The sequence below is a fragment of the Vibrio sp. La 4.2.2 genome, assembly GCF_027586995.1.
In the GTDB taxonomy this organism is placed as follows: domain Bacteria; phylum Pseudomonadota; class Gammaproteobacteria; order Enterobacterales; family Vibrionaceae; genus Vibrio; species Vibrio mediterranei.
In genome coordinates this window covers 26,535-53,166 of record NZ_JAPPTJ010000003.1, presented here as the reverse complement: position 1 = coordinate 53,166, position 26,632 = coordinate 26,535, and the positions used below count along the sequence as shown (strand labels likewise).

General features: G+C 41.0%; 37 protein-coding genes and 1 pseudogene. 35 read left to right on the top strand and 3 right to left on the bottom strand.

Annotated features, from left to right (window positions below):
• Positions 1 to 3 precede the first annotated feature (3 nt).
• The 10 genes from OH456_RS06535 (at position 4) to OH456_RS06490 (ending at position 7,576) form a co-directional block, all read left to right on the top strand.
• On the top strand, positions 4 to 516 hold the full coding sequence (locus tag OH456_RS06535) for a hypothetical protein (protein ID WP_270033096.1): 513 nt from the start codon (positions 4 to 6) through the stop codon (positions 514 to 516).
• Positions 517 to 658: 142 nt separating this feature from the next.
• Entirely contained in the window at positions 659 to 1,153 is a 495-nt protein-coding gene (locus tag OH456_RS06530; RefSeq protein ID WP_270033095.1) for a DinB family protein, read from the top strand.
• Between the two features lie 137 nt (positions 1,154 to 1,290).
• A complete protein-coding gene (locus OH456_RS06525) occupies positions 1,291 to 1,731 on the top strand; it encodes a hypothetical protein (protein ID WP_270033094.1) in 441 nt (146 codons plus the stop codon).
• A 130-nt stretch (positions 1,732 to 1,861) separates the two neighbouring features.
• On the top strand, positions 1,862 to 2,140 hold the full coding sequence (locus OH456_RS06520) for a hypothetical protein (protein WP_270033093.1): 279 nt from the start codon (positions 1,862 to 1,864) through the stop codon (positions 2,138 to 2,140).
• A gap of 6 nt (positions 2,141 to 2,146) precedes the next feature.
• Entirely contained in the window at positions 2,147 to 2,359 is a 213-nt protein-coding gene (locus OH456_RS06515) for a hypothetical protein (RefSeq protein ID WP_270033092.1), read from the top strand.
• 120 nt (positions 2,360 to 2,479) lie between these two features.
• Complete coding sequence (locus OH456_RS06510; protein WP_270033091.1) at positions 2,480 to 3,043, top strand: hypothetical protein; 564 nt, start codon at positions 2,480 to 2,482, stop codon at positions 3,041 to 3,043.
• Positions 3,044 to 3,173: 130 nt separating this feature from the next.
• On the top strand, positions 3,174 to 4,097 hold the full coding sequence (locus tag OH456_RS06505) for a chromosome partitioning protein ParA (RefSeq protein ID WP_239942003.1): 924 nt from the start codon (positions 3,174 to 3,176) through the stop codon (positions 4,095 to 4,097).
• 138 nt (positions 4,098 to 4,235) lie between these two features.
• Positions 4,236 to 4,712 carry a hypothetical protein gene (locus OH456_RS06500; protein ID WP_270033090.1) on the top strand — a complete coding sequence of 159 codons (477 nt, stop codon included), beginning with the start codon at positions 4,236 to 4,238 and terminating at the stop codon, positions 4,710 to 4,712.
• Between the two features lie 157 nt (positions 4,713 to 4,869).
• Positions 4,870 to 6,546 (top strand): ATP-dependent nuclease, encoded by a 1,677-nt coding sequence (locus OH456_RS06495; RefSeq protein ID WP_270033089.1) that lies wholly within the window; start codon positions 4,870 to 4,872, stop codon positions 6,544 to 6,546.
• Between the two features lie 136 nt (positions 6,547 to 6,682).
• Positions 6,683 to 7,576, top strand: a complete 894-nt coding sequence (locus tag OH456_RS06490) for an SIR2 family protein (protein WP_270033088.1) — start codon at positions 6,683 to 6,685, stop codon at positions 7,574 to 7,576.
• 22 nt (positions 7,577 to 7,598) lie between these two features.
• Here the strand turns inward: OH456_RS06490 and OH456_RS06485 are convergent.
• Positions 7,599 to 8,470: pseudogene (locus OH456_RS06485) on the bottom strand (IS110 family transposase).
• Between the two features lie 412 nt (positions 8,471 to 8,882).
• On the opposite strand from OH456_RS06485, the gene OH456_RS06480 reads away from it, so the two are divergent.
• The 24 genes from OH456_RS06480 to OH456_RS06365 all read left to right on the top strand — a co-directional run bounded on the left by OH456_RS06480 (position 8,883) and on the right by OH456_RS06365 (position 23,878).
• On the top strand, positions 8,883 to 9,317 hold the full coding sequence (locus OH456_RS06480; RefSeq protein ID WP_270033087.1) for an Sbal_3080 family lipoprotein: 435 nt from the start codon (positions 8,883 to 8,885) through the stop codon (positions 9,315 to 9,317).
• Between the two features lie 110 nt (positions 9,318 to 9,427).
• The gene (locus tag OH456_RS06475) at positions 9,428 to 9,817 is read left to right on the top strand and encodes a nuclear transport factor 2 family protein (RefSeq protein WP_270033086.1); all 390 of its coding nucleotides are present in this window, start codon (positions 9,428 to 9,430) and stop codon (positions 9,815 to 9,817) included.
• 143 nt (positions 9,818 to 9,960) lie between these two features.
• Positions 9,961 to 10,416 (top strand): GNAT family N-acetyltransferase, encoded by a 456-nt coding sequence (locus OH456_RS06470; protein WP_006075006.1) that lies wholly within the window; start codon positions 9,961 to 9,963, stop codon positions 10,414 to 10,416.
• 421 nt (positions 10,417 to 10,837) lie between these two features.
• Entirely contained in the window at positions 10,838 to 11,782 is a 945-nt protein-coding gene (locus OH456_RS06465; protein ID WP_270033085.1) for an RDD family protein, read from the top strand.
• Positions 11,783 to 11,903: 121 nt separating this feature from the next.
• Complete coding sequence (locus OH456_RS06460) at positions 11,904 to 12,299, top strand: GFA family protein (protein WP_006075009.1); 396 nt, start codon at positions 11,904 to 11,906, stop codon at positions 12,297 to 12,299.
• A gap of 574 nt (positions 12,300 to 12,873) precedes the next feature.
• A complete protein-coding gene (locus tag OH456_RS06455) occupies positions 12,874 to 13,227 on the top strand; it encodes a DUF1428 domain-containing protein (protein WP_006075010.1) in 354 nt (117 codons plus the stop codon).
• Positions 13,228 to 13,490: 263 nt separating this feature from the next.
• Entirely contained in the window at positions 13,491 to 13,856 is a 366-nt protein-coding gene (locus OH456_RS06450; protein ID WP_270033084.1) for a hypothetical protein, read from the top strand.
• A gap of 71 nt (positions 13,857 to 13,927) precedes the next feature.
• Entirely contained in the window at positions 13,928 to 14,401 is a 474-nt protein-coding gene (locus tag OH456_RS06445; protein ID WP_031495856.1) for a GNAT family N-acetyltransferase, read from the top strand.
• Positions 14,402 to 14,440: 39 nt separating this feature from the next.
• Entirely contained in the window at positions 14,441 to 14,917 is a 477-nt protein-coding gene (locus tag OH456_RS06440; RefSeq protein WP_198557765.1) for a GNAT family N-acetyltransferase, read from the top strand.
• 64 nt (positions 14,918 to 14,981) lie between these two features.
• Positions 14,982 to 15,227, top strand: a complete 246-nt coding sequence (locus OH456_RS06435) for a Rho-binding antiterminator (RefSeq protein ID WP_270033083.1) — start codon at positions 14,982 to 14,984, stop codon at positions 15,225 to 15,227.
• A 69-nt stretch (positions 15,228 to 15,296) separates the two neighbouring features.
• The gene (locus OH456_RS06430; RefSeq protein ID WP_270033082.1) at positions 15,297 to 15,752 is read left to right on the top strand and encodes a DUF3291 domain-containing protein; all 456 of its coding nucleotides are present in this window, start codon (positions 15,297 to 15,299) and stop codon (positions 15,750 to 15,752) included.
• Positions 15,749 to 16,525: a phosphotransferase family protein gene (locus OH456_RS06425; RefSeq protein WP_270033081.1), complete on the top strand. Its 777-nt coding sequence runs from the start codon at positions 15,749 to 15,751 to the stop codon at positions 16,523 to 16,525. The genes OH456_RS06430 and OH456_RS06425 overlap by 4 nt, the downstream gene beginning before the upstream one ends.
• A 177-nt stretch (positions 16,526 to 16,702) precedes the next feature.
• Positions 16,703 to 17,086, top strand: coding sequence for a hypothetical protein (locus tag OH456_RS06420; RefSeq protein WP_270033080.1), 384 nt, complete (start codon positions 16,703 to 16,705; stop codon positions 17,084 to 17,086).
• A gap of 46 nt (positions 17,087 to 17,132) precedes the next feature.
• Positions 17,133 to 17,522, top strand: a complete 390-nt coding sequence (locus tag OH456_RS06415) for an MAPEG family protein (protein WP_270033079.1) — start codon at positions 17,133 to 17,135, stop codon at positions 17,520 to 17,522.
• Between the two features lie 387 nt (positions 17,523 to 17,909).
• The gene (locus OH456_RS06410; RefSeq protein ID WP_124941110.1) at positions 17,910 to 18,359 is read left to right on the top strand and encodes a YHS domain-containing (seleno)protein; all 450 of its coding nucleotides are present in this window, start codon (positions 17,910 to 17,912) and stop codon (positions 18,357 to 18,359) included.
• A 12-nt stretch (positions 18,360 to 18,371) separates the two neighbouring features.
• Positions 18,372 to 18,647, top strand: a complete 276-nt coding sequence (locus OH456_RS06405; RefSeq protein WP_198557770.1) for a hypothetical protein — start codon at positions 18,372 to 18,374, stop codon at positions 18,645 to 18,647.
• A 206-nt stretch (positions 18,648 to 18,853) separates the two neighbouring features.
• The gene (locus OH456_RS06400; RefSeq protein ID WP_240206784.1) at positions 18,854 to 19,381 is read left to right on the top strand and encodes a PH domain-containing protein; all 528 of its coding nucleotides are present in this window, start codon (positions 18,854 to 18,856) and stop codon (positions 19,379 to 19,381) included.
• A gap of 50 nt (positions 19,382 to 19,431) precedes the next feature.
• On the top strand, positions 19,432 to 20,061 hold the full coding sequence (locus OH456_RS06395) for a DUF1349 domain-containing protein (protein ID WP_236110575.1): 630 nt from the start codon (positions 19,432 to 19,434) through the stop codon (positions 20,059 to 20,061).
• 32 nt (positions 20,062 to 20,093) lie between these two features.
• Positions 20,094 to 20,510 (top strand): GFA family protein, encoded by a 417-nt coding sequence (locus OH456_RS06390; RefSeq protein ID WP_270033078.1) that lies wholly within the window; start codon positions 20,094 to 20,096, stop codon positions 20,508 to 20,510.
• Between the two features lie 159 nt (positions 20,511 to 20,669).
• The gene (locus OH456_RS06385) at positions 20,670 to 21,380 is read left to right on the top strand and encodes an HAD family hydrolase (protein WP_124941114.1); all 711 of its coding nucleotides are present in this window, start codon (positions 20,670 to 20,672) and stop codon (positions 21,378 to 21,380) included.
• Positions 21,381 to 21,573: 193 nt separating this feature from the next.
• Positions 21,574 to 22,326 (top strand): SDR family oxidoreductase, encoded by a 753-nt coding sequence (locus tag OH456_RS06380; protein ID WP_270033077.1) that lies wholly within the window; start codon positions 21,574 to 21,576, stop codon positions 22,324 to 22,326.
• 10 nt (positions 22,327 to 22,336) lie between these two features.
• Entirely contained in the window at positions 22,337 to 22,732 is a 396-nt protein-coding gene (locus OH456_RS06375) for a DUF1801 domain-containing protein (protein WP_252039023.1), read from the top strand.
• Positions 22,733 to 22,931: 199 nt separating this feature from the next.
• Positions 22,932 to 23,399, top strand: coding sequence for a 2TM domain-containing protein (locus OH456_RS06370; protein WP_006072362.1), 468 nt, complete (start codon positions 22,932 to 22,934; stop codon positions 23,397 to 23,399).
• Positions 23,400 to 23,401: 2 nt separating this feature from the next.
• Positions 23,402 to 23,878, top strand: coding sequence for a GNAT family N-acetyltransferase (locus tag OH456_RS06365; RefSeq protein ID WP_006072364.1), 477 nt, complete (start codon positions 23,402 to 23,404; stop codon positions 23,876 to 23,878).
• A gap of 61 nt (positions 23,879 to 23,939) precedes the next feature.
• Here the strand turns inward: OH456_RS06365 and OH456_RS06360 are convergent, their stop codons facing one another.
• Positions 23,940 to 24,128 carry a hypothetical protein gene (locus tag OH456_RS06360; RefSeq protein WP_006072365.1) on the bottom strand — a complete coding sequence of 63 codons (189 nt, stop codon included), beginning with the start codon at positions 24,126 to 24,128 and terminating at the stop codon, positions 23,940 to 23,942.
• A gap of 77 nt (positions 24,129 to 24,205) precedes the next feature.
• Between OH456_RS06360 and OH456_RS06355 the strand changes: the two genes are divergently transcribed.
• A complete protein-coding gene (locus OH456_RS06355; protein WP_006072366.1) occupies positions 24,206 to 24,811 on the top strand; it encodes a nucleotidyltransferase family protein in 606 nt (201 codons plus the stop codon).
• 19 nt (positions 24,812 to 24,830) lie between these two features.
• Here the strand turns inward: OH456_RS06355 and ggt are convergent, their stop codons facing one another.
• Positions 24,831 to 26,600 carry a gamma-glutamyltransferase gene (gene ggt / locus OH456_RS06350; protein WP_252039025.1) on the bottom strand — a complete coding sequence of 590 codons (1,770 nt, stop codon included), beginning with the start codon at positions 26,598 to 26,600 and terminating at the stop codon, positions 24,831 to 24,833.
• Positions 26,601 to 26,632: the final 32 nt, after the last annotated feature.

The window sequence follows — 26,632 nt, the reverse complement described above, 5'->3', positions numbered from 1 at the left end:
CAAATGGATCATTCTAATGAAGAAATTAAAGGGCGGTTGTTTTTATGGTATTTCGCGGTAGAGCAATGCTGTAAGTTGCTCGATCTGCATGCTAAGAAGCCAGTAGCTACAGCAGGTTCTTACAACGAAGATGAAATTGAGCTTGTAAGAGATTCGTCTGTCGAAATGGCAATAATTTATTTTTGCCAAATCGTGAATAAAGGAAATAGTGATTCTGAACGTGTAGCAACAAACAGTAGAGAGTTTCGCCAACAATATTGGAGACCTTGGGTTAATTTCGCAATTGATGATTCCGAACTTAGTCAATTTGATGAAACGGTTGAACTAATAAAACAAGCAAGAGATCAAATGCTTGGTCATGCAGACGGTAGAGCGTTTGAGGTTGAGCATGTAGGTCCAATGACAATGGTTAAGCAGTATCGCCAAGCATGGAAAGATATAGACATAGAGTTTTGGAAAAACTCTATGAAGAGTCTAAGGTCTTCGTTTGGAGATTACGTGCGTACTATAAGCTAACAAGCAATTTAAGAGGGATTTACAACGCTCGGCATTTTTGCTTCTACTTCAAATTTAGTGTCTATGGCACGATGCTTTAGGTTTGGGGGGAGGCGTTGTTCACCCCTTAATTGGGCGTTAGCTTTTAACGGGAGTGTTGAAATTGCAGAGCTTATTGAAAGTCTTTGAGTATAAATGTTGGTCAGACACTCGACTCCTTGAGGCGATTGGATCACTAGATAAAGAAAGTTCCCTCTATGCGTTTTGCTGTCAGCAACTGAATCATATGGTAATTGTAGAGGAACTGTTTCAAAGTAGATTACTTGAACAGTCTCCGCCTCACAAAGAAACTAATACGTTAAGTGTTCCCAATTTCGAAGAGTTAGAGCAAAGGTTGATATCTTCAAACTCTTGGTATCTTAAACAAGTTCAATTAACTGCCACTGATGCACTATCAAGTAATGTGAACTTTGTTTTTGCTGATGGTAAACAAGGTAGCATGACGATTTATGAAATCTTTTTTCATATTTCAAACCATGCAACTTATCATCGCAGTGCAATTGGTCACAGAATAGAATATGAAGGTTTCGTCAGGCCAGCAGATACGTACAGCCTATATATCCACGTTGCTGAACCCGAACGTAGGACAAAAAGCTAACAAATTGTTCAAGTAGACAGCTAACGTTTGGCGATTTTGGTTTGGTTGAGTTTAGTGATTACGGTGGCTTAGTTTGAGTGTAGTGGTAGTTAGCTGCTACTTAACAAGGCGTTATGTGATTTAAGAGTAAATAATCAATGTTCTCAAAACGATACAAATTTTCAGAGTGGTCTAGTTCGGATATTCCTCAAGTCGCAGCGGGAGTGTATGCGATTTGGCGAGGTGAAGACTTAGTCTACTGCGGTATGTCTGGTCGCCAGATTGAAAAGAATCGTCATAAGTCTAAATTCGGTTTAATTACTCGTATTCAAAGTCATGCATCTGGTCGTTTAAGTGGCGATCAGTTCTGTGTTTATGTCGCTAATCGCTTGGTAATCCCTAGTTTGCAACAAGAGGACTTACCTCGTTTTGCGTCAGGTGAACTTAAATTGGATGGGTTAACCAAATCATATATTCATGAACACCTTGAATATCAATATTTTGTAGTAGATTCCAGTGACGAAGCCTATGACATTGAAAACAAGGCTAGGGCGGGTGAAATTTTCGGGGTCTTGCCATTGTTAAACCCAATCACATAACAAATTGCTCAAGTAGACAGCTAACGCTTGGCATTTTTGGTTTGGTCTAGTGCAGTGATTAAGGTGGCTTAGCTGAGTGTCGTAGTGGTTAGCTGCACCTTAGCAAGGCGTTATGTGTCAGGAGGCTCCGGTGGAAGAAAAGAACAAAATAGATCAGCTGTTTAACGAGATGGCGAAACAGGTGTTAAGTTTTATTACTAAGTCAGAGTCTGGGTTTAGCGAAGGTTGGGTGCCAGCAGCTTTTATCAAGCAACAACTGGATCTTACTAAGAATGCTTACCCGCAAGGTAACAAAACTGACAATAAAACAGGGTGGCTTTTTGCAACGCTAGCTCGTCATCTACAAGACCAGAACAAAGTAGAGTTTAAGAAAATTGGCTCTCGATCTTATTATAAATCAACTAAGTAGGTAAAAATGTCGTACTCAATAACTGATGTGGTGTGTAAAGAATGTGGCACGAATTACCAAGCGGCTCTTAATGGAGTATTTCAAGTTAATGGTGAATATGCGGCAACTTGTACAGCTTGCAATAAGCAAACGTTTTTTTCATGGGGTATTGAAGCCGCTTCAATGGTAGCCACTTCCCCAAAAAACGCATCGCCAGTATATTTTGTAAAAGTCTTATAGTTCAGGCACATAACAAATCGCTTAAGACAGATTCGCAAACGTGTGCTGAACTCGTTGTCGCTCAGACATAGCACACGTTCGCTCACCGCTTAGCGAGGCGTTATGTCAAAGAGGAAACTCATGGAACTTGTAGTTAAAATATTGTCAATGCTTGACCATAGAGGGACGTGGACTTTGTTAGGTCTCCTGATGGGTTTTTCCCTCAATACATACTGGAGTTACCGAAAGGAATTAAAAAACCAAGAAAGTGCAAAACTAGTATTGTTGGATGAGTTGCGATTTAATAGTCGTCAGTCCGAAGACAAGATCGAAATACTTAAAGAAGTGATTGATGCATTGAAAGTTAGACGCTTCTTGTCACCTAAATGCCCTGCTTTTTCAACTATTGAGTTCAAGCCTCAGTTTTGCGTTGCATTACCCAAACTAACTACTATCGAAAAAGATAATCTTCGTCATTTACATAACTATTATGTTCAAGTAGATGAACTGTTATCGAAGTTCGAAGCGAATTTCAAAGAAGACATCGATAATGCAGATAAGCGTGATATGACGGCTGAATCGATATACTCGTCAAATGTCGTACTATTGGAAAATATAGAAAACTCACTTCAAAATAATCTCAAGTTAGCTAAAAGTACTTTAGATGGTAATCCAATAGATGTCTTCAATCACAAAATGACATAACAAGGCGCTTAATTTGACAGCTAACGCGTAGCATTTTCGGTTTGGTTGAGTTTAGTGATTACGTTGGTTAGGTTGAGAGCGGTATTGCGTTAGCTGCAACTTAGCTTGGCGTTAGGCAATAGAGATAAGAATGAACATAAGTGACATTAAAGAATTGTTTGAACTAGTTGGTAATTTTGGCCTAGGGGCAGTTATTGGCGCTGGGTTTGTGTTTTTCATACTTAAATCGTACCTACCATCTTACCTTTCTTCTAAGGCAGCTAATTTAGCTACCAAAGAAGATATCGGTGCGATAACTGATGAAGTAGAGTTAGTTCGTTCTGGTTATGCAGAGATGCTAGAAGAGGTAAAAAACAACCATCAACTAAAGTTAGCATCTATTGAAAGAGAAAAATTACTCAAAAAAGAAGTTTACCTTGAGAGCATGGAAGCTCTAGGTAGATATCAGAATACATTGGCTTCCATGAGCGACCTAAATATTCCAAATCAGCATGTTTCAAATACATTCTCTACTAGTGCAGCTCAGATATCAAAAATTAACCTAGTCGGTTCAGAATCTACAGTAAAAAATCTAACTACTTTTATGGGTGAGGTAGCTGCTGCTTACATGAGTTTATTGATAGAACGTGAGGCTTTAGTTGGGCGAAAAGCTCATATCGAGTTCTTAGAAACATTTCGTCATAAACATAATAACGAAATTGAACGTTGTTTGACCATGATGAAGAACATGAATCTAGAAGGTATAACGGATCAAGGTGCTTGGGACAGGCTCAATCGCTCATTCGAGAACGAATGTGTAGCGAGGGATAAGGTATCGTCGGAAATAGATGCAAATTGGGCTGTACAAAATGAAGAACACGCAGAATTCAGTCAGCGATGTATGTCTGAATTCTTCAGGGTCAACGACCTGACTCCACAACTGTTATTGTCTGTTCGCTCTGAATTAGATTTAGAGCTCGATGAAAGTGAGTATTTAGCTATACATGCTGAAAGTACCAAGAAAGGTAAATTAGTTTTCGAAGAATTCATGAATAACTTGCGTGAAGTTGCCTAACAAGTTGCTTAACAGGGACTCCTAACGCTTGGCCACTTTCATTCAAATCAGCTTCAGTGTTTAGATTACAAATTTTAAGTCGTGTGTTATAGCGTTATCGCCCGTTAGCAAGGCGTTAGGAGTTTCGAGTAAGTATATATGAACTGGGCGATTTTAATAGCATTAGCTGGTTGGTTTCTAGCCATCCTCCAATTTGTACTCACCTTTAGGGAAGCTAAAGATAAAAATGAAGCTGAGTTGCTTGAAAAGACCCTGAACTACTTTAATCAGGGAGAACAAGCTAGAAGCATTGGAATTAGCTTGGTTGAAGGGATTTGGCTCAAGCGCAAGAAAAACCTGAACATCATTTTACCAGTTCTAACCGCGCAAGTTTTGCACTTGTTGACTCAAGAAAATCTTAATGCACAGGACAATAGAAATATATTTAGACTTCTCTCATTAATTGAAAAATTGATGCCTTACGCAACCAATAAGCATACAGAACTAGCCGAGATATCAGAAGCTTTAATGTGGGGAGCACAAAGTCATAGTCCAGCACATGTGTCATTGAGAGCTTGGTATAAAAAGTTCAATGGTGATACTGATATGTGGGATGCAGAGATAGAAAACTCCTAACAAATTGCTCAAGTCGATAGCTCACAGTTGGCATTTTTGGTTTGGTTGGGTTTTGTGGTTACGATGGCTTTACTTGAGTGTCGTGTTAGTTAGCTGCAATTTAGCAAGGCGTAAGGTTTCAACAGACCAGTATAGCTAGTAAATAGAAGGTTAATAAGTGATAAATAATATAAGTTTTTTGTTTGGCTCAGGCTCTAGTTCTGATTCATTATTGTTAGCTCCAGAAGCAGTGAATATCTTCGTTGGCCCTAATAACTCTGGAAAAAGTCTAATCCTAAAAGAAATAGAATCAATCTGTAACAACCCTGAACCTAATAGAAAGATCATTGATGATATTGATATACAGAAAATTGAAAAAGATGATTTCATACGAATGATAAAAGCTAGAGAAGTCGACAAACCAGAAGGCTACTCTCATCAAGATGGGCATATATTTATGAGGGGCCTAAGTGTTTTTAGTGATAATGAAGCTCCTGTTAGACAGGTTAGTGTGGATTACCTTATGGAACAGTTTGAAGGCAATCAAAGTGACTTTAGTTATTTTGCAGAGAATTTTCTATCTTATTACACAGTTAGGCTAGATGGAAAAACTCGGTTCTCACTAACTGAGCCACGAGCATCGGGTGATTTGACTAAAGAGGCAAAGAATCACTTGATGGCGCTTTTTCAAAATGACGAAGCACGGAAAAGAATTAGTGATATTACGTTTGATGCAATTGGAAAGTACTTTGTAATTGACCCTACGAGCATGACACATTTTAGGATTCGTATGTCTGATGTTGCACCAAAAGATAATTCTGAAGAACAAGGTCTAGATCAGGTAGCGAGAGATTTCCATAGTAATGCAACTGACATTGCTAATATGAGTGATGGTGTTAAAGCATTCACGGGTTTAGTTTCTTCTACATTAAGCCAAGATTACAAAGTTCTATTAATTGATGAACCAGAAGCGTTCCTACATCCACCGTTAGCGCGCAAACTTGGCAAAGTGCTTAGCTCTCTTGCTAAAGAGAAAGATCAAAAAATGTTCATTGCAACACATAGCTCTGATTTTGTTATGGGTTGTGTTCAATCTGGGCAAAAAATAAATATTGTCCGTATGACATATACAGATGGAGTTCCATCAGCAAGGTACTTACCATCTGAAAAGCTTAGTGAATTAATGAAAAATCCTCTGCTAAGGTCATCAGGTGTGTTGGGAGCAATGTTCCATGAAAGCGTTATTGTTTCAGAATCTGATGCAGATCGAGCGTTCTATCAGGAAGTTAATGAGCGTTTAAATCACTTTAATAGTGATGGAGCGAAAGATAGTTTATTTATTAATGCACAGAATAAGCAAACCATTGGTCGTATTATAGCTCCTCTCAGAGAAATGGGGATTCCTGCTGCGGCTATAACAGATCTCGATATTATAAAGGTTAACAAAGAGTTCAAAGAAATATGCAAGGCATGCAATATACCCCAAGAATTAATAGATAGTTGGGGTGTGTTAAGGGGTAATATCACTAAAGCATTTACTGATTCAGGCTTAAATCCCAATAAGAATGGAATTCTTGAACTACCCAAAGAGCATCAAGATTCTGTCCAAATGCTACTAGATAATTTAGCAAAATTTGGCTTATTTGTTGTCCCTGTCGGGGCATTAGAACAATGGCTTCGTTGCTTGGAAATCACAGGTGGTAGGCATGGTCCTCAATGGATAATGGAAGCATTTGCGAAAATGGGGGCTGATCCCGAAGATGAAGGATATCTAAAGCCTAGTGAAGGTGACGTGTGGCAATTTATTAGAACTGTTTCAATGTGGGTATCTGATCCACATCGAAAAGGGTTATAAACCTAACAAATTGCTCAAGTCGACAGCTAATGTTCGGCATTTTGGGTTTGTTTGAGTTTAGTGATTACGGTGGCTTTGTTTAGATGCAATGGTTGTTAGCTGCAACTTAGCAAGGCGTTAAGTGTATAGAGGAAGTATGAGAGATTATGTTGTACTAGTTGGTAATGATATAAATAATATTGTTGCCGGAAAATCATGGGAGGATCTTCTTAAGGACCTTACAGAACATTTGTCAATTTCGGTGGATTTTCCTAAAGATAAGCCTTTTCCCCTAGCTTATGAAGAAATCTACTTCAAGGGCTTAGACACTAGTGGTTCATTTGACGAACGTGTAGTTAAAAGATTTGTAGCTAGCCATGTCAGCGATATCCAATCAAGCACTATTCATAACCGTTTGATGGAATTAAGCTGTGAAAATATTCTCACAACTAACTATGATTTGTCCCTTGAGTCTGTACTGTCCTCTAAAACCAAGTCACTCAAAAATAGTGGTTACATCAAAGAGTCACTTTACAATTTGTTTCGTTATCATGAAGTTGGGAATAAAAAAGTTTGGCATATTCACGGTTCTGCAAATGCTTATCAATCTATAACATTAGGCTATGAGCACTACAGTGGATATTTGCAGCATATGCGCAGTTATGTTGTTACTGGCACTAAAGATACTTACAAAAGTCGCTCTTTTTCGCCTTTAACTAAGCGGTTCAAAGAGGATAAAGTTGAGCACTTATCATGGGTTGATATGTTCTTCACTAAAGACGTCCATATTCTTGGTCTATCTTTGGATTTTAATGAAAATGATCTATGGTGGTTGCTTACTTTCAGACAAAAGTCCATGCACACCAAGCGTTTATTGATATTTAATCAAGTGTACTACTATATCCCCAAAACCTACGTTGATGGCTCGAAGAGTAAATTAGATCTACTCAAAAGTGTAGGTGTGCAGGTCGTAGAAATAGAAAACAGCCAACTAGATAAGCTTGGTTACTATAACCGTGCAATTGATCAGATCTCCGTAAAATACACTTAACAAACGACTATGGCGTCAATAGCTAAATTTTGGCTACATTTTCATCCCACATGACGCCATCTCGTAACATTGAATTCAGTATTACAACCATCTTGCGAACGCAGGCAATGATAGCCACTTTCTTAGGTTTCCCAGCTTCTAAAAGTCGTGAATAGGTGGTTTTGAAAACAGGGTTACATTGCATAGCTGACATCATCGCCATGTATAAAACGGTTCGTACTTGCGCTCGACCGCCTTGGATTACACGCTTACCTTTGTAGCGTCCACTTTCGCGTGTGATTGGAGCGACACCTATCAGTGACGCGGCTTGTTTATTGGTGATGTAGCCAAGTTCCGGTACGTTGCTAATTATAGATGCAGCGGCAATGTTTCCTATCCCTGGAACGCTCTGCAATATTGTGTTTTTATTCTGGTATTCAGGGCTATCTTCAATGAGCTTAACAAGCTTTTCTTCTAGCTTGTTGATCTGATTTTTTATCGTGGTTAGCAATGGTTTGATAGTCGAATGGAGAGAAACAGGAAGTATCTGGATTCGATTCTTTTCCATGGTTTGATTGCTTCTCCATAGTGAGCGATCAACTCCGCATCTAGACGATCATTTTTGGCTATGCGGCCAATAGCGCCAGCGAATCGTTTAATGTGGACAGGGTTTGCCCTAACAATAGGTAGTTGAGCCTCTGCACATGCTAAAACAAAAGGCATTTCTAATCGGCCTGTAGCTTCAATAACGATGCGTTCAGGACTATGACTCTTAATTGTTTTGAGTGCTTTTTTGATGCCTTTATCGTTATTCTCTACTGAGAAAAATAGGTCTAGTGGCCTGATGTGGATGTCTAATAGTGTTTTGCCAGTATCAACTCCAACGTTGATGCTTTGATTGATTTTGGTATTCATAATAAGCTAACTCATGCTTGCGTAATGCGGGTTCGAGACCCAGTCGACTATTCGAGGTTGATGCTTGAAGTCCTATGTAGTGTTCATGTTTGTTATCGGTCTCTCGATAGAGGAGCCAGCGTTTAAACGAACTGCTACATAGAAAGCTTTAGTTGCAGCTAAAGCCTGGGTCTCACATTACCCGATTGGAGTGCTTATTATCCATACAAACCGTTTAAGCAGGAATGCCAACGTTTGTCAGTTTTAATAGCTGTAGTGATTACGGTGGCAAGGTTTGGTTAAGAGGTTGAAAGTTATCAACCTCTTAACTGGGCGTTACGTGTCAAATCGAAAAACTTAACATATTTCAATGACTAATATGTTTCCGCTTGTATAATCAGCTACAACTAAAATAATGCAAATGGTTGTCTATATGAAAGCGTCAAGTTTGTTAGCTGTAAGCTCAATTCTTATTATTTCCGGCTGTACATCAATTACAGTTGAGCCTGTATCCAATGACTATAGTTTGGAGCATGTCTGTATTCAGAATAACCCGAAAGTCATAGTTGATGATTTTGTTGGAGTAGTCGAAGATCGCTTCCAATATCACGGTATTACGACAGAGTTCGTTGATTTTGTACCTGAATCTTGCAACTACAAGCTTACCTACACAGCTTTAAGGTCATGGGACTTCGTTCCTTACTTATCTCATGCAGAGCTTCGTTTATACAAAAATCACAAGAAGATCGCTTATGGTGAGTATCACCTCGACGGTAAAGGTGGTCTAGATATGTCTAAGTTTGATAGTGTGAAAGAAAAAATGACACCTGTTATCGACCAAATGTTGGGCAAAGCCGAAACCAATTAAAACAGGCTCATAACAAAGCATTTAGTGATTAGCAACGCTTGGCTCAAGTATTGTCAAGCGTTGCTCAACCATAATGCGGCGTTAGTTGCCTTATCGATTTCGGAGAATAAATGGAAGTACTAATCGAACAAGAAATTGCGTTGCACCAATTCGAAGTCCGACAAGGCAAAGTAGAAATTGAGCGACTTATCCATCCAGGCTTTAGAGAAGTTGGTAGATCAGGTAATAGCTACGACTTCAAATCAATTGTTCGAATGATGGAAACGGAGAAACCATCAAATGTGCAGGTACACTCTCAGAATTATGAATGTGTCGCATTAGAGCCAACAGTTCAATTGCTGACGTATGAATCTGCTTTAATCGATGACGGTGGTCAAGTTAGCAACTTCACCAAGCGCAGTTCCATTTGGGTTTTAGTCGGAGAGTTGTGGCAGCTTAAATATCATCAAGGTACGCCATGTGACGTATTTGAAATAAAGGTATCGCGAAAGGGCACCTGAAAAATTACTCAAGTGGACGCGTTAAGGGCGCCGATTTTGGTTTGGTTGCGTATTGAGGTTACAGTGGCTTTACTTGAGTGCAAAGGTGGTAAACTGTTACTTTTAACAGGATGTTAGTAGTCAAAAGTAAAAAGGAACCCTCAATGGGATTAAAATATCGTTCAGCTACTCTTGAAGACTTAGAAAGTCTTGTTGCTTTGCTTTCAAATGACCCCCTTGGTAGTCAAAGAGAAGATTCCTCTATTCCGTTGAACAGCGCTTATCTTGAAGCGTTCGCAGCTATTGCACGAGATCCAAACAACCAATTGCTTGTTGTTGAACAGGAAAACTCTCTAGTTGGAATGCTTCAAATTACCTTTATTCCATACCTGACGCATATTGGGAGTTGGCGTTGTCTTATCGAAGGAGTCCGAATCCATAGCGACTATCGTGGACAAGGTTTCGGTGAGCAAATGTTCGCACATGCTATCGAACTGGCAAAAAACAAAGGTTGTACAATCGTTCAGCTAACAAGTGACAAGCAGCGCCCTGATGCAATCAGGTTCTATGAAAAACTTGGATTCAAAGCGACACATGAAGGGTTTAAGCTCGCGTTGTAGGTAGTCTGCGAATAATGAACTCAGGCAGGTTCGTAACGCTCTTCAGTTTGGGTTCAAGTTCCGCCTATTAGCAGCCACCTAGTCGGACGTGATGCGTCAGTATTATGTAAAGTTCGGGAAAACCAGAACTAACACTAATAGCTTGTTTAGGTTCACAGTGTTGTTAACTATTTTATGAAATTACACACGATGTTTATGGAGAGTTTTCTATGGGAACGATAATTGGTTTGGTTATTTTAGCTGCTGTAGATTGGTACCTGGTTCGCAAAACTGGATTTCACATTCATCAGTGGGTTGCCAGAAAGTACGAAGAGTATTTTCAGGGTAAGGAAAACAATAAATAATACTTGCTCAGTTTAGGAATTAAACACGCATAACAAGGTATTAGATTGTTTTCAAACGTTGTATTAGGGAATGAATTTTGGAAGAAGTACAAGAGAAATGGATTTGCGGCTTTTGGAGAAGAATCGGGGCCTTGGTTATCGACTCTCTAATACTAGGTGTTTTTGGGTCTGTTATAGGTTTGTTTCTTGAAGACACCTTCGCCCAACTTGGCGGGTGGGGTAGGTTAATTGGTTTTGCCGTTTCAATTACATATTTTGGAGTTATGAATAGCTCTGTATCAAATGGTCAAACAATTGGTAAAAAAGCACTAAACATCAGAGTTGTAGACTCATCCAATTCAACAATTAGTCTGCCTAAATCCTTTGCAAGGTTTAGCTTCCTAGCGATTCCATTTTCACTGAATGGAGCACAGATTCCAAACGAATTATCTCTTTCATATTTAATGTACCCCTTATCTTTGATTACTCTTGGTGGCTTACTTTCGATTTCTTACTTATACGTTTTTAATCGTGTGACTCGACAATCATTACATGACCTTGTGGTAGGTACTTACGTCGTAAATGCAAAGGCCAATCGTCAAGAACTCCCTTCACTTTGGAAACCTCACTTAGGGGTAGTGGCTGTTTTATTCATCGTTGCAGCGCTTGTGCCAGCATATACTTCTAGTTTATTTGAATCAGAACCTTTTAAAGGTCTGCTAGTAACTCAGGAAGCAATAAACAGCAATGAATCGGTTAGATATGCAGAGGTAACAACAGGCTCAAGTACGGTTACCTCATCTGATTCAGGTACTAGAACAACTACGTATGTGAATGCTCAAGCGTTTCTTTATAAGGATAATGTTGATGATTCCAAAACTGCAAAGCAATTAGCGCAGGCAATAATTAAGACTTATCCAGAATCACTAAGCAAAGACATAATTCAGGTAGCCCTTGTCTACGGCTATGACATTGGTATTGCTTCAAAATGGAATAGCCACAATTACCAATTTACCCCACAAGAATTAACAGGTCTGGAGTAATGAGAATTTAACATGGGTTTAAAGTAAGGCGCGTGACAGCTTGTTAGGTTCCACTTCACCTCATTTTTAGCGTGCTATTACTTGTCGCCTAAAACCGCTTTATCAAACTGGAGATAAATGAATGACCAAGTTAGTCGGTGACACCCTGATTAAAACTTACCATCTAGCTACATGTCATTGTGGTTCTGTTGAGCTTGAGTTGCACCTACCAAATGGAATAGATAAGCCTCGACGTTGTGATTGTTCAATGTGCCGTCGTCGTGGAGCGATCGTTGCATCAGTGAAACTAGACGGTATTCGTATCTTGAAAGGGCAGGAACACTTAAAGCTATATCAGTTCAATACGCATACGGCAAAACACTATTTTTGCTCGAACTGTGGCATTTACACTCATCACCAAAGACGTTCCGACCCGACTGAATACGGATACAACGTCGGATGTTTACAAGGAGTTAACCCGTTTGATCTGGGTGATGTGGTGACAAATGACGGGGTCAACCACCCAGCGGACAGATAGTGAGCTGATATTGCGTTGCATATTTTGAATACTGTTGTTTGCTAGCCTTTAAAGAGAATACAGCTAAATCTACTCATTAATCTGAACCTGGCCGAAGAATTTAACTAGACGATTGGTTGAGTGTATTAACATTGGTTAGGTTGAATCTCTATTCAACTGCATGAGAATATTCGATGTTTAAATGCCCCAATTGTGATGAGTCATTAACACTTGCTAGCAAACTTAAAGCTTATCCTAAGATTCCTATATATTGTGATAACTGTCGATCTCTTCTAGGCGTATATCATCGTTTCTATTACCTAATGTACGTTGTCACTCTTTATTTGATTAGTATGTGCACGCGAATCGAGTATTTGATGTGGTGGGAAGCTACAGGAGTAGTGGTGCTCTTATTCTTTGTAACACAGTTATTACAGCCTCTTAGGAAGCTATAGTTCCCTCAAACGACTCAAGCAGTCTATAAGTCCGAACACTTGCAGTGTCAGCATCTGCTAAAGCTCATTCTAACGGCAGGCAGCTATGTACAACGCAGTCCTTGTACTACGATTATTACTCCATACAAAGGAGTTCGCTTATGTCATATGTCGATGGATTTGTAGCTGCCGTACCAACAGTGAATAAAGAAAAGTACATTGCGCACGCAGAAATTGCAGCAGAGATGTTCAAAGATTTCGGCGCAATAAAGGTTGTAGAAGCTTGGGGAAGTGAGGTGCCTGATGGAGAAATTACTTCATTCCCTATGGCGGTTCAAGCAGAGGGCAACGAAACAGTTGTATTCTCATGGGTCGTTTGGCCTTCTAAGGATGTACGAGATTCTGCTTGGGAAAAAATAATAGAAGACCCGAGGATGAGCCCAGAAAACAATCCAATGCCATTCGATGGCAAGCGCATCATTTATGGGGGATTTGAGGTCATTCTAGACAAATAGAGTTTTTCTATGCACAGTAAAGCTGTCAAGTAATAGCGGTAATGTGTAGTGCTTGGTGGTTTTCCTTCAAGTTTGCTGATTTGTTGTGGCGAGAGAAGAAATACCAACGTCATACTGTTGAGGTGAATCTCTGCTCGTCACAAATCACAATGAAACCAACTCTGTTTTTGAAGTATCTCGTGAAATAGCCTTCTTGTTCTGAATGTGCTCCCGCAGAGTAATAGTCTTGATAGATTCTGAATAAGCTCAAAGGGAATAAAAATATGCTAGAACGTATCGAGAAAGTGCTTGAGTTAAATGATATTTCTTATGAAAGTGGCAAAACTAGAATGTACATCAAGTTGGGCGGCTTAAGTTCACAAGTCAAAATCTGCTACGACTATGCGACTAATACTTATAAAGTGAGCTGCGGGGAACTTCGTCATTATTTAATCAGTCTGCTTTTCTTTTGTCAGGCCGTTAATATGTTTTATCAGCCGAACTTGGAGGTTTGGGCTGGGTACGCCGCTGGTCTTATGCTCGGACTAGCCTTTGGAAATCTGCTATCAGTAATATCGGCTAATATTCAGTTGCTAGACTTACGTGCTCAATTAAGGGAAGAGGGCGTATTCCTGAAGCTTAGTTCATAGTACTGCTTGGGACCGTGTGGTTTATACCGCCTTGTCGCGTTTGTCGACTTCTTCTTATGGAATGGAGAATAATGGAAATATCAAATACTTTAAGGCCTGGTGATATTGGGCAGATTATAAAACAGCACGGGCTATTGTACTCGAGTGAATATGGATATGACGTGACATTTGAAGCTTATGTTGCCGAACCACTGGCGCAATTTGCTAAGCGAAACAATGATCGAGAGAGAATTTGGCTTGTCAGGCTTAATAACAAGCTTGTCGGGACAATTTGTATTTGCGAGCTTTCTGAGGTCGAAGCACAGCTCAGGTGGTTTTCTATTGACCCCGTTGCAAGAGGGAAAGGAGTGGGCAAAGCGCTTATGGAACAAGCGCTGGACTTCTGTCTTGACAGAGGCTACTCCAAGGTAGTGTTATGGACGGTAGCCGGACTTGCTGTCTCAAAATCGCTATATATCAAATATGGATTCAGTAAGGTTGAGGAAATAGAACGTGAGTTATGGGGCGCAATGCAACGAGAGCAATGCTATGAAAAAGTGCTTTAGTCTATGTACTTAATGCGAGAGCCAATTAGTGAGAGAACCATGAAACTCAGAGTATTCGACAAAGCAGATTACGATACGCTCATCCAATGGATTGACTCAGAAAAACTGAATTATCAATGGGGAGGGCCAAATTTCGCCTTTCCATTAGACCACCATCAACTCACCAGCCACTGCGCTAAACCCGAAGTCCTTCCTTTTATTCTTGTATCCGGTAGCCTGCGTGTTGGCTACGTTGAATTGTTCAAAGTCACTGAGTCAAATTTCCGTATTTGTCGTGTATTTGTGTCGAGCAACTTTCGGGGCCAGGGGATCTCTAAAATCATGCTAACGCAGTTAATCGAATTATCTCGAACGCGATACTTTGCGACGCAGTTGTCACTCGCAGTTTTTGCGCACAATCGAACAGCGAGACGTTGCTATGAAGCGTTAGGCTTTAACGTCACGTCTCGTGAAACAGGGACAAGATCCTATGATGGGGTGGTTTGGGACCTGCTTCGAATGGAGAAGCAGCTATAAAAAGCGCCTTCTAGCAATATATAACTAGGGTAATTTGGTGGGTTAGCAGTTCTGAGGTTAACGAATGATAAGTTGCAGTGACTACGATTATATTGAAATAGCGTGTATGTATCGTTATCCGGTTAAATTAACGATGAAAGTGGGTCAGCTACTAGAAGGTATTGCATTGGATACAGCGCGAGACGAGAGCAACAATGAATGTCTGAAGCTAATTGCTAAGGAAACAGATGTTCTTGTTATATTAGATGAAATCAATAAGTTAGAGGTATTGGTAGATAACCCACATTTTTCTGAAGTCGTCTTTAAATGATGTTTGAACATCAATGGGAAAAAGAATGGTGTTAGCTATCAACCGTATGCATTCCAAGGAAAGGAATTTATGAAACTGGCACAACTAAATATCGCATTAGCAAAATATCCGCTCGATGCTCCTGAGATTAAGGAGTTCGTTGATAACTTAGACTTGGTCAATGGCATTGCAGAAGAAAGTGAAGGCTTTATTTGGCGCTTAAAAGATGACAGCGGTGATGCGACCAGTATACAACTCTTCGATGACCCCAACATGATAGTAAATATGTCTGTTTGGGAGTCGGTAGATTCGCTTAAAAACTTTATGTTTAGAACACACCATAGAGATTTTATGCGCCGCAAAGGTGAATGGTTTCACCGGCTTGCTGAGGATACCTACGTGTTATGGTGGATTGAAGACCACCACATTCCATCAACAGAAGAAGCTTTGGAACGATTAGCGTATCTAAGAGCGAATGGTGATAGTCCCTACGCGTTTACGTTCAAGACTAATTATACGCCGCTCGATATTAAGGCTAAGTCATGAAGTCGCAATATTTGTCGAAGATGGGAAACGCTCAAGTTATCCTTTGTGAAGGCGGGGGAAGGCCCTATATCAATAAACGGAATGCGTCCCCCGTTGAAGTTGGCTTCTATCAATATGCAGCACCGGAACTTAAAAATGTGCAGACGCCACAACTAATTAACGTAGATGGCGACGATTTATTCATTGAGCTAGTACCAAATAAAGTAGCTTTAGAGGAATTACAGCAATCTAGTGGTACTTTTGAGCAGTTGTCACACATTCATCAATCCTCATATATTCCTACATTTGAGGTAAAACAGCATGCTTGGTCGTTACAGGATACAGAATTTGCTTTTCGAGCTTTGTCGCTACCTAATGAAACACAAGATGCACTCTTAACTATCCAGACTTTGTCTTCAGAACTATTTGAGCATTGTGGATTAGTATCTGGCGACACTAATGATGGCAATTGGGGGAGAAGGGATAATGGTGAGCTCGTTCTCTTCGATTGGGAGCGATTTGGTTTCGGTAGCCCTGCTATCGATCTTGCGCCACTAGTTAAAGGGTTGGGTACGCGCTCAGACTATCGTGCAGTCATAGATAAATATTTGATCTACAATCCTTCTATTTCCGCAGAATTGCTGGAAAAGCATTTAGTAATAGCGAAAGCTTGGATAGTGATTGAGGTGACTAATCTTTTGATTAGTCGTCGAAACCACGAGGCTCAGAAATACATCAACTGGTTTAATGGTAACGTTCCTGCTTGGTGCCAAAAGGTGGTGACATCGTTGTAATGGATAAGCCGATAAAGTGGACCTGTTCTAGTACTGTTAATGTGAACTCCACAGTCATTAAAGTAGATTACCAACACTCTACCTGAATATGCCGCAGTGATTCCAGTCGCAATAGTAGCAAGCAATCTGTCTATCAGTGGGTGGTTCATAGAACATAACAACCAGGAGGAAAGTTCTATGAAACGTACAATCGAATTTGTTGGGTTACATCGAGCGTGGAAGATGGGCCTGTCTTCGTTAGTCGGAGGGGTTACGGCCGTATTAGTTGTTCACTTTGTATTTTCAAATGAACAAAGTGCTGTGGCATATGCAAGTGCCTTTTTGGGTGCGGTATTTCAGGTTTTAGTCACGATCAGAAACAATGAAAGTCACCTGACGGCTGATGATGAAGATGTCTACCTTTACGATATACCTGCGGCATTAAGGTATCAAAAGTCACTGCTGGGCAAACCCTACATAAGAGTGACTTCTTTAACCCAGACTGGTTATCATAGAAAGAGGGTGTTTCAGTCTTGGATATCAGAAGAGGATTGGCACTTTATGTTGAATAAATGCACATGATAGGTCCTCAAAAGGGCTTTAGGACAACCTTCATAAGGATTAGAACTTGACGACATTAGTACTTTGTTTATTTATTGCGGCACTACTGCCTTATCTGGCGAAAATGCCTCTTGCAGTCGCAATGCATAGAGCTGGAGGTTACGACAATAATAATCCCAGAGAACAGCAAGCAAAACTCAAAGGATTTGGCGAGCGTGCTTTAGCGGCACACCAAAATGCTTTCGAATCTTTGATTGTGTTTGCCATAGCGATATTGCTGGCCATTGCGACGGGAACCATTAATGAGACCGTACAGTTTTTAGCGGTAGTACACATCGTATTTCGCGTTATTTACAACATTCTCTACTTGCTCAACAAAGCCACGTTACGTTCTTTATCTTGGACTGTTGCAATAGGTTGCTCTTTTGCGATTATGTTGCAGAGTATGCCTAGTTGATGGCAGGTTATTTATTAGGCTTATTTCTTCATTTAGTGCAACTCATAATGGGATGTGGTTTAGTCCAATGAGTTTGAAGTGTGTCGAAATATACGAGCGGTTAGGGTAATCCTCACCAAATAGGCCTCATAATGTTCTAAGCAACAAGTAGAGGCCGACATGTCGAAGTTTGAGTTTATTCAATTGCATCTTATTGAAAAAGGGGTACCGAAAGATTTAACCAAGCCACGTCCTTTTGTTTGTAGAAACCTCTTAATGGTTGCAGGTATTTGTTACTTTACTTCCCTAGGCTGAGTTTAACGGATTAGTACTTTTAAATTATCGCGTGAATGAAATCTTTCGCTGCTTTCTCAGTTCTTTATCTATGGTGATAGAGGAGGGTGCGTTATGAAATACTCAGCAAGATTGTTTTCGATAATACTGATGTGGTTAAGTTCGTGGACTTATGTTTATGCACTGGAACCCACCTATAGTGATTTTTTTGGCAAAGCGATAAAAGGTTATGACCCAGTTGCTTACTTTACGGTAGGTAAACCACTAAAAGGTGATAGTGATATTACTTATGAGTGGAATGGCGCTAAATGGTACTTTTCGACACAGGAAAACCGGCAGCAGTTTGTTTCTAACCCAACAGCTTATGCGCCTCAATACGGCGGATACTGCGCGTGGGCTGTAAGTCAAGGCTACACGGCTAGCATCGATCCTAATGCTTGGTATATTTTCGAGAATAAGTTGTATTTGAACTATAGCAAGTCAGTTCAAAAAAACTGGCAAAAGGATATTAGCGGGAATGTACAAAAAGCTGATTTAAATTGGCCTGAATTACTTAAGAACTAAATTGAGGGAAAAATGGATTTTGAGTTTTATAACAAAGGTGATAGTTACACTTACCTTTGTATAGAGTCAGCAACGTTCAAAGAAGAGTCTACTCAGTTAATCAAACAAGGTTTTGTCGAACAATCGTTAATTATCACAGTAGTATCGGCAGAGGAAGCCGAGGCTATTTACAAAAGTGAGCACCAAGGTTTCTTAAAGAAACTGTACATGCTGATATCTTCGATTGGATTGCAATCTCAAGCACTAACTCTCCCAGCCCTACCAAAGGATTGCTACTCTTCTATTTGAAATCATTCTGATACTTGCATCTTGTGCCTGTCAGATTCTAAGAAGGTGGAAATAAATCTTAACCTAATTAAACGCTGCTATATAAATAATTGTTACTTGAAAGTGACGCTCTAACTGATGGACGATAAGGCTACAACGGAAAGCACTGCTAAGAACAATACTAGGAAAAGAGAACTGGCGGTTTTACTAACACCCAAGGAAGAAGTATGCACATTATTCAACAAGCACTTGAGCCAAGAGAGAAGTTGATTTGGTCAGGGCAACCAAAGCAGGGAATCGTATTCCGACGTACCGACCTGTTTCTGGTTCCGTTTAGTTTACTTTGGTGTGGTTTTGCGATTTTTTGGGAATTTACTGCGTTTAACTCGGGGGCGTCGATTTTCTTTTTACTGTTTGGTGGGGTGTTTGTCGTTATTGGTTTGAACTTTGTACTAGGTCGCTTTTTCTGGGACTCCTCTCAAAGGAAGAAGACATTTTATGGAATTACCAATGAGAGAATCATCATAGTTGATGGCTTTATTCAGAGAAATATCACTTCTTTGAATATCCACGCGCTTCCTGAGGTCAGTTTGTCGGAGCGTTCGGATGGAGTAGGAACCATCTTACTGGGCTCGCAAAGTGCGACGCAACGTGGAATGACTCTATCAGGCACACCCAAAGGTGTACCCAAGTTAGATTTAATTAAAGACCCCAATTATGTTTTCAGTATTATACGTAGCGCTCAGAAACACTGATACTTATTGGTATGATAGGGCCTACAACAAGAAAGCAGTAGAACTTAACAATGATAGATTTTACGACAGCGAAATGGTTATACAAACCGAGGAATAGTGAGGTAACTAAAGGCTCTGTATCAATAACCACAGATCCCGAGACGGACTTTTGGCAGCGGTCTTACTATGGCTTCAGAAATGATAACGCTCCAGCACTACAACTTGAGACAACTGAGAATTTCACTTTCACTACGAAAGTACAATTTGACTACCAAGCTCAGTTCGATCAATGCGGTTTAATCATTTATCTAGACAGCGAAAACTGGTTTAAAGCTTCGATTGAGTATGAGAATGAAGAGTATTCTAGGCTAGGCAGTGTTGTGACAAACCTAGGTTATTCTGATTGGGCAACGTCCGATATTCCATTGCCAAACGAGGTTTGGTATCGCCTAAGTCGTCGTGGTCCTGACTTTCTCATTGAGTCGTCATTTGATGGACAAACCTTTAAGCAAATGCGGATTTTCCATCTTCATCAATTGGGTGAGACGACGGCTGACATGGGGAAATCAAATCCACCTTTACCTGCCCAAACTCCAGTGACATTTGGTGTTTATGCTTGTAGTCCTTTGCAATCTTCATTTACCGCTAGATTCACTGAATTGAATATAGAACCATGCAAGTGGTTAGCTCACGCTGTTTAATGGAGTTGGAAAATCTAACATAAGGAGATGTTATGACAAAGACAGTAGCTGGTGGCTGTTTGTGTGGCTCAGTGAGATTTGAAGTTCAAGACAGCTTTGAGAACTTTTATTTTTGTCATTGTGAGCAATGCCGCAGGGTAACGGGTTCTTCGCACGCTTCAAATGCGATTACCCATAAAAACAACATAGTTTGGACTATAGGTGAAGAGCTGACTGTTCGATTTGACCATCCGAGCGGTGCATTCACTAAGGTATTTTGTTCACGCTGCGGCTCGGGTTTACCTCATGAATCGCAGAACGGGAAGGATTTGGTTGTTCCGGTGGGCTGTTTGGATACTGCACTCACTTTGTCTCCCAATGCTCAGATTTTTTGTTCGGAAAAAACGGAATGGTTTCGTAAGGGAGTAGTCGCCCCGGAATATCTTGGCTTTATGACAGAAGAACATTAGTGTATTTGAAGCGTTTACGAGGAAGGTATGGGTAACACTGCGTATCAATCTGTCCTTTTCTGCGATACCTCACAGTCATCAATATATAAACCATTAAAGTAGAGCGCTGAAACCAACTAACCTTCTGATAAAATTAAAAAATTAGGTGATTTGAATATAATGAAGTTAGACGCAATACTTTGGGATTATGATGGCACGTTGGTTAACTCTGTGCCAAAGAATATTGATATTACCAAAACGATTTTATCGATAGTCGCGCCACACCTATCAAACGAGAATTTACCGAAATACTTGCTTAGTGAAGACTTGTACCATGAAGCGAACCATGGTGCTAAGAATTGGCAAGAGCTATATGTTGACTACTATGGATTAACACACGAAGAAATGCTTGTCGCTGGAGGAATGTGGGCTGAGCATCAGGAGAAAAACCAAACGGAAGTTTCTCTGTTTAATGGCATTCAAGGTGTTATCGAGCAATTCTCTAATATTCCCCACGGCATCTGCTCTCAGAACTCTCAAAACAACATTCGTCGTGTGCTGAAAAATCACGGGATCAATTTGCCATTTAAGTCGGTTGTCGGTTATGACGATGTTCCTGATGGAAGCCAAAAACCAAATCCTTATGGCGGCATCAAATGTGTAGAGTCCATTTTGGGAAGCAAAAATGAACAATTGCTGATGTATATCGGCGATCATGAAGCAGATACGCAGTTCGCTCGTAACTTGCAGAAAGAACTAGGGACAGGTTCTAAGGTCATCTCAGTTGCCGCAGCTTATAGTCGTTCAGAGCCAGATGGATGGCTAGCCAAGCCTGATTATGTTGCCCATAAAGTAGAAGATCTACTTCAAATAATCGGGAAATATGCGTAACGGTATCAGAAAGAAACTTCGACGCACTTCGGGTAATCGGCAATAACTATCGGTGATTGTACTTCGTATCGCAGGCTGGTTAACTCTGCTACGACTCATTTGTGTTGCTGTGTTTGGCGGTATGCCCAAGTACTATTTCTTTGATGTGTTAAGGTAATGGACTTCAAGATACATGAAGTCGGGATTTAGTCGTATGGATAAGAATAAAGCAGTATTGATCACCGGTGCGGGCCGAGGGATAGGAGCAGCTACCGCTACACTTTTTGCAAAGAAAGGTTATGCGGTATGTATTAACTACAGGTCTGACGTAGGTTCTGCCTCAGCTTTGGCTGAAAGTATACAAGCGCAAGGAGGGCGATGCATCACTGTTCAGGCCGATGTATCTGATGAAAATGAAGTTCTGCGCTTATTCTCGACCGTCGATCGTGAATTAGGAACACTATCGGTGTTGGTAAATAACGCGGGTATTTTAAAACCGCAGACTCGCTTAGAGGATATGTCCGCAGACAGAATCAACGCCATACTAACAACGAATGTCACTGGTTATTTTCTATGTGCAAGAGAAGCGGTCAAACGAATGTCGACGCGCAATGGTGGTAGCGGCGGTTGCATTGTAAATGTGTCGTCTGGAGCAGCGCGTTCAGGCTCGCCAAATGAGTATATTGATTATGCCGCGTCTAAAGGTGCAATTGATACCCTCACTAAAGGGTTATCGTTGGAAGTGGCTTCAGAAGGTATTCGAGTGAACTGCGTTCGTCCGGGGCTGATATATACGGATATGCACAGTGATGGTGGGGAGCCTGGGAGAGTTGACAGGCTCAAATCGGTTCTACCGCTTGGTAGAGGTGGTCAGCCGGAAGAAGTGGCGGAAGCGATATATTGGCTTGCATCGGATAAATCCTCCTATTCAACGGGTAACTTTCTCGATTTAGCTGGTGGCTTATAACGGGGTTTTCATGGACAAATCTGTCGAAGAAAAATTCAACCAATATCCGAATGAAGTGCGTTCACGGATGCTCGAACTCAGGACGTTGATCTATCAAGTAGCTAAAGAGCTTGGTGAAGTAAAGGAATCGTTGAAATGGGGAGAGCCGAGTTATTCAGTTGAGGGAGGGAGCCCAATACGCATAGATTGGAAACTTAACACTCCTACTCAATACTATTTGTACTTCAACTGCCAATCGAAGCTTGTTGACACCTTTAAAGAGCTTTACGGAGAATCGCTTCAGTTCCAAGGTAATCGCGCTATCATTCTATCTACTTCAAAACCACTCCCTTCAATGATTAACCAATGTGTCACTTTGGCGTTTACTTACCATAACGTTAAACACTTGCCATTATTAGGGCAGTAAAATATTAGCAAAGCGAAAAATAAGTAACTTGTATTGTGTGTCACGCATTGTTGTTGTCTAACTTGGCTATATCAGAAGTCAGAATGTAATTTTTAACTATCTGATAACTAAAGAGTGTCATAGCGGTGACAGATTGCTGTCGTAACGATTTTAGCTCCAAGTAAGTACAGTTGTTTTGCAACAGCAGAAAGGATAAATGATGATTATTAGAAAACTCAGATTACAACGTGGTTGGTCTCAAGAACAATTAGCTGAATTAAGCGGATTAAGTATAAGGACGATTCAGAGAATTGAGCGAGGGCAAAAGCCGGGTTTGGAGTCCCTAAAATCACTAGCTGCTGTATTTGAAACAACCATCACTGAACTACAGCAGGAGCCTAAAATGACCAGTAAAGTAGAGATCACTCAGGAAGAACAGAACGTTATCGATCAGGTAAGATCTATCAAAGGTTTTTACTCTCACTTAATGACGTATGTGTTAGTTATGACGTTACTGTTTACCATTAACATTGTCACGGACCCTAGCTATATTTGGGCATGGTGGCCAGCGATGGGATGGGGGATCGGTATTCTCAACCACGGAATCAATGCGTTTGAACTGTTTAGCTTCTTTGGTCCTAAGTGGGAAAAGCGACAAATTGAAAAGCGTCTCGGAAAAAAACTGTAGAAATGAAACAAGTGACAACACAACCCTTAAATAGCTTTCCAGCGACGTTTCAAACGCTTGAAGTTATTGAACCCACAATGTTGAAAGAACTAGAGCGACTATTTCAGCTTAGTTGGAGTGACTTTAGATTTGATGTGGAACGTAAGGAGGGCATTCCAAACCCTATTGCGGCGTTGAAGGATGGAAAGCTGATAGGTGGGCTCGCGTTTACTTTATTTTCGTCTCCGGAAGACAGTGGCAGCGATAAAAATCCACCTAATGTAATTTGGCTTAATGCATTGTATGTTGATGAAACTTGGCGAGGTCAGGGGGTTGCTCGCCACCTCATCGACTGTGCAATTCACCTGATGTCTAATGCCGAACAGAAAACTCTGTTTGCTTATACTGATGTGCCGTTGATGTATCTACATCTTGGATGGAAAACTATCGACTCTGAATGTGATGAGAATCATCAAGTGGTAGGAGTGGAACTTACTTAGTAGTTAGAGTGCTTTATTTTCGATGCTGGTAGACGTAATAGAGGCTAACCAGCATCATAGGTTATTTGTATCTTGCTTGTTTTAGAAGACCAATCAGTTCATCTTCGGTGTTTGGTGTTCTTTCTAGTTTTAGTTGTGGTGAACTGCCTCCCCAAAGCATATAGGCTGTATCGGTACAGTGATCGTGATGAAACCATCTGCCATCGATACAAATGTCGGTATAGCAGCGCGGGTCCTTTTTTAATTCCATAATGCTTGTCTCCTTGTGTTTAACACCTTTACAACATAAATCTAATATCAAATTAATAATTTGATTTAAATCAATTAATGGCATCTTTTAATAATGCTCGTGGTGATATAACTCGTATGCGAAACAATCCAAATGAATATCTTGAAAAATTGACCAAGCTATTGGTACAAGATGAGAACCGAATTCAGTTGCTCCAAACCGTTCAGGCACTTTCAAGGTCTTCCTATCGCCTTTATGTAGCCGCGGGTTTTGTTCGAAACTTAGTTTGGGATTCACTGCATCAGTATCAATTTTCAACGCCATTAAACGATATTGATGTGATTTACTTTGATGATCAGGTGGAGGGGCTAGAGATACAGCGAACTATCGAAAAAGAGCTATCTAAGCAACACCCTCGCTATCATTGGCAAGTCAAGAACCAAGCGGTAATGCATACTCGTAATGGCGACAAACCATATAAAAGCTTGCAAGATGCGATGTCTTATTGGCCTGAGAAAGAAACCGCCATAGCCGTTAGGCTGCTCGACAATGACCAAATCGAAATTGTTCACGCTTTTGAACTGGAATCCTTGTTCGAGGGGGACGTGACTTATAACATCAAGCGGGACTATCAGATATTTCTGAATCGCGTGAATGAGAAGCAGTGGTTAGAAAAATGGCCTAAATTGCATTTAAGCACTTAGGCCATTCATAGCAAGATGTCTATTTACCGAGCGCCACTCCTTCGCGTCTTGGGTCAGCGGCACCTTCTAAACCTGTTTCAGTAATTCGTATTGCGTGCAGACCAGAGTTGAGATCTCTCTTATTAACGCTATAGCCCATTGCTTCGAATTGCTGTGCATAGTCCGCCAGAGGCGTGTTTATTTCAACATCCATGGCACCGAAACGGTTAATCATGCGCGGTTGGTCAATGGCTTGTTGAATGTCCATTCCCCAATCTACGTGTGCAATGATGCTTTGCGCCACATAGCCAATAATTCTGCTACCGCCGGGAGATCCGATAGCAAGGTAAGGCTTATCGTCATGCATGACGATAGTCGGTGCCATTGAAGAACGTGGGCGTTTATTCGCTTCCACTCGGTTAGCCACAGGTTTACCATCTTTGTTGGCCACAAATGAAAAGTCGGTAAGCTCATTATTTAATAAGAATCCAGCTGCCATGACACGCGACCCGAATACGTTTTCAATGGAAGAGGTCATGGATATAACATTGCCTTGCGAGTCCACAATATTGAAGTGCGTTGTAGACGGAAGTTCTATGGCTTGATCTTGTGCCAGTTGAACGGTTTTTATTGCGGGTGGAGAGCCAGCGGATACTTTTTGCAGCGCTTCGTTTGGTGTGATGAGCGCGCTTCTTTCAGCGATATACTTTTGATCCAGCAGTCCTTTCACTGGTACATCGAAGAAATCGCTATCGGCCATGTATAGACCGCGGTCAGCAAATGCTAGCCTTGAAGCATCTGCTAAAATTTGCCAACTGGTTGGGTTATTACTTCCCAGCTCATTTAATTTGAATGGTTCGGTTAACATCAGAATCTGTCCCAGTGTTAGCGCGCCACTACTTGGAGGGCCCATGCCGCAAACATCGTATTGCTTATATGGGGCGCAGACGGCTTGTCGATTCTTTACTTGATAGTTAGCAAGGTCGGCCAGTGAAAGTTTGCCTGGATTGCTTGCTGCTTCCTTTTGAACGGCGTTGACTATCGCTGTAGCTACGGGGCCTTTGTAAAAACCGTCACTGCCTTTTTCTGCAATAGTTCTTAAGGTTTGTGCGTAGTCAGGGTTTTTTAGCAAGGTTCCTTGTGTTTTTGGGGTGCCGTCCTTATTGAGGAAATAAGCGGCTGTTGTTGGGTGTCTAGTAAGAAAATCGACGTCATTCTCAATGAGCATCGACAATCTTTCGCTGATAGTAAAACCTTGCTCGGCTTTCTGAGCGATAGGCAACACCACTTCATCCCAATCAAGAGCACCGTATTTCTGATGAACGTCCCAAAGCAGTTTGACTGTACCTGGTGTGCCCACGGAGCGACCACCTACCACTGCGTCATAGAACTTAAGTGGTTTTCCGTTCTTATCAAGAAATAAGTCACCATTGGCAGCTGATGGTGCTGTTTCTCTACCATCATAGGTGGTTAACCGCTGCTTTTTCGAATCCCAGTAGACAAGAAATGAGCCGCCGCCAATGCCACTTGATTGTGGCTCGACTAAACCTAGCATCAGCTGCACGGCAACCATGGCATCAACAGCGTTGCCACCGCGAGCTAGAACCTCAGCGCCAGCTTGTGTCGCTTCAGGGTTGGCTGCGGTTACCATCCAGTCTTTTGCTTTGACGAGTTGTTTGTCGCTCGTTCCTGTTGCCATTTCTGGTGCAAAGGCATCCGCCGCTTGTTGCGAAGCGTGTACACTGGATGAAGCGAGTAAGGCACTAATTGTAATCGCAATTAGTCGAGAGGTGGGCGCTTTAACTGACATCTGACTTCCTTATAATAGTGGGGTTAATTACC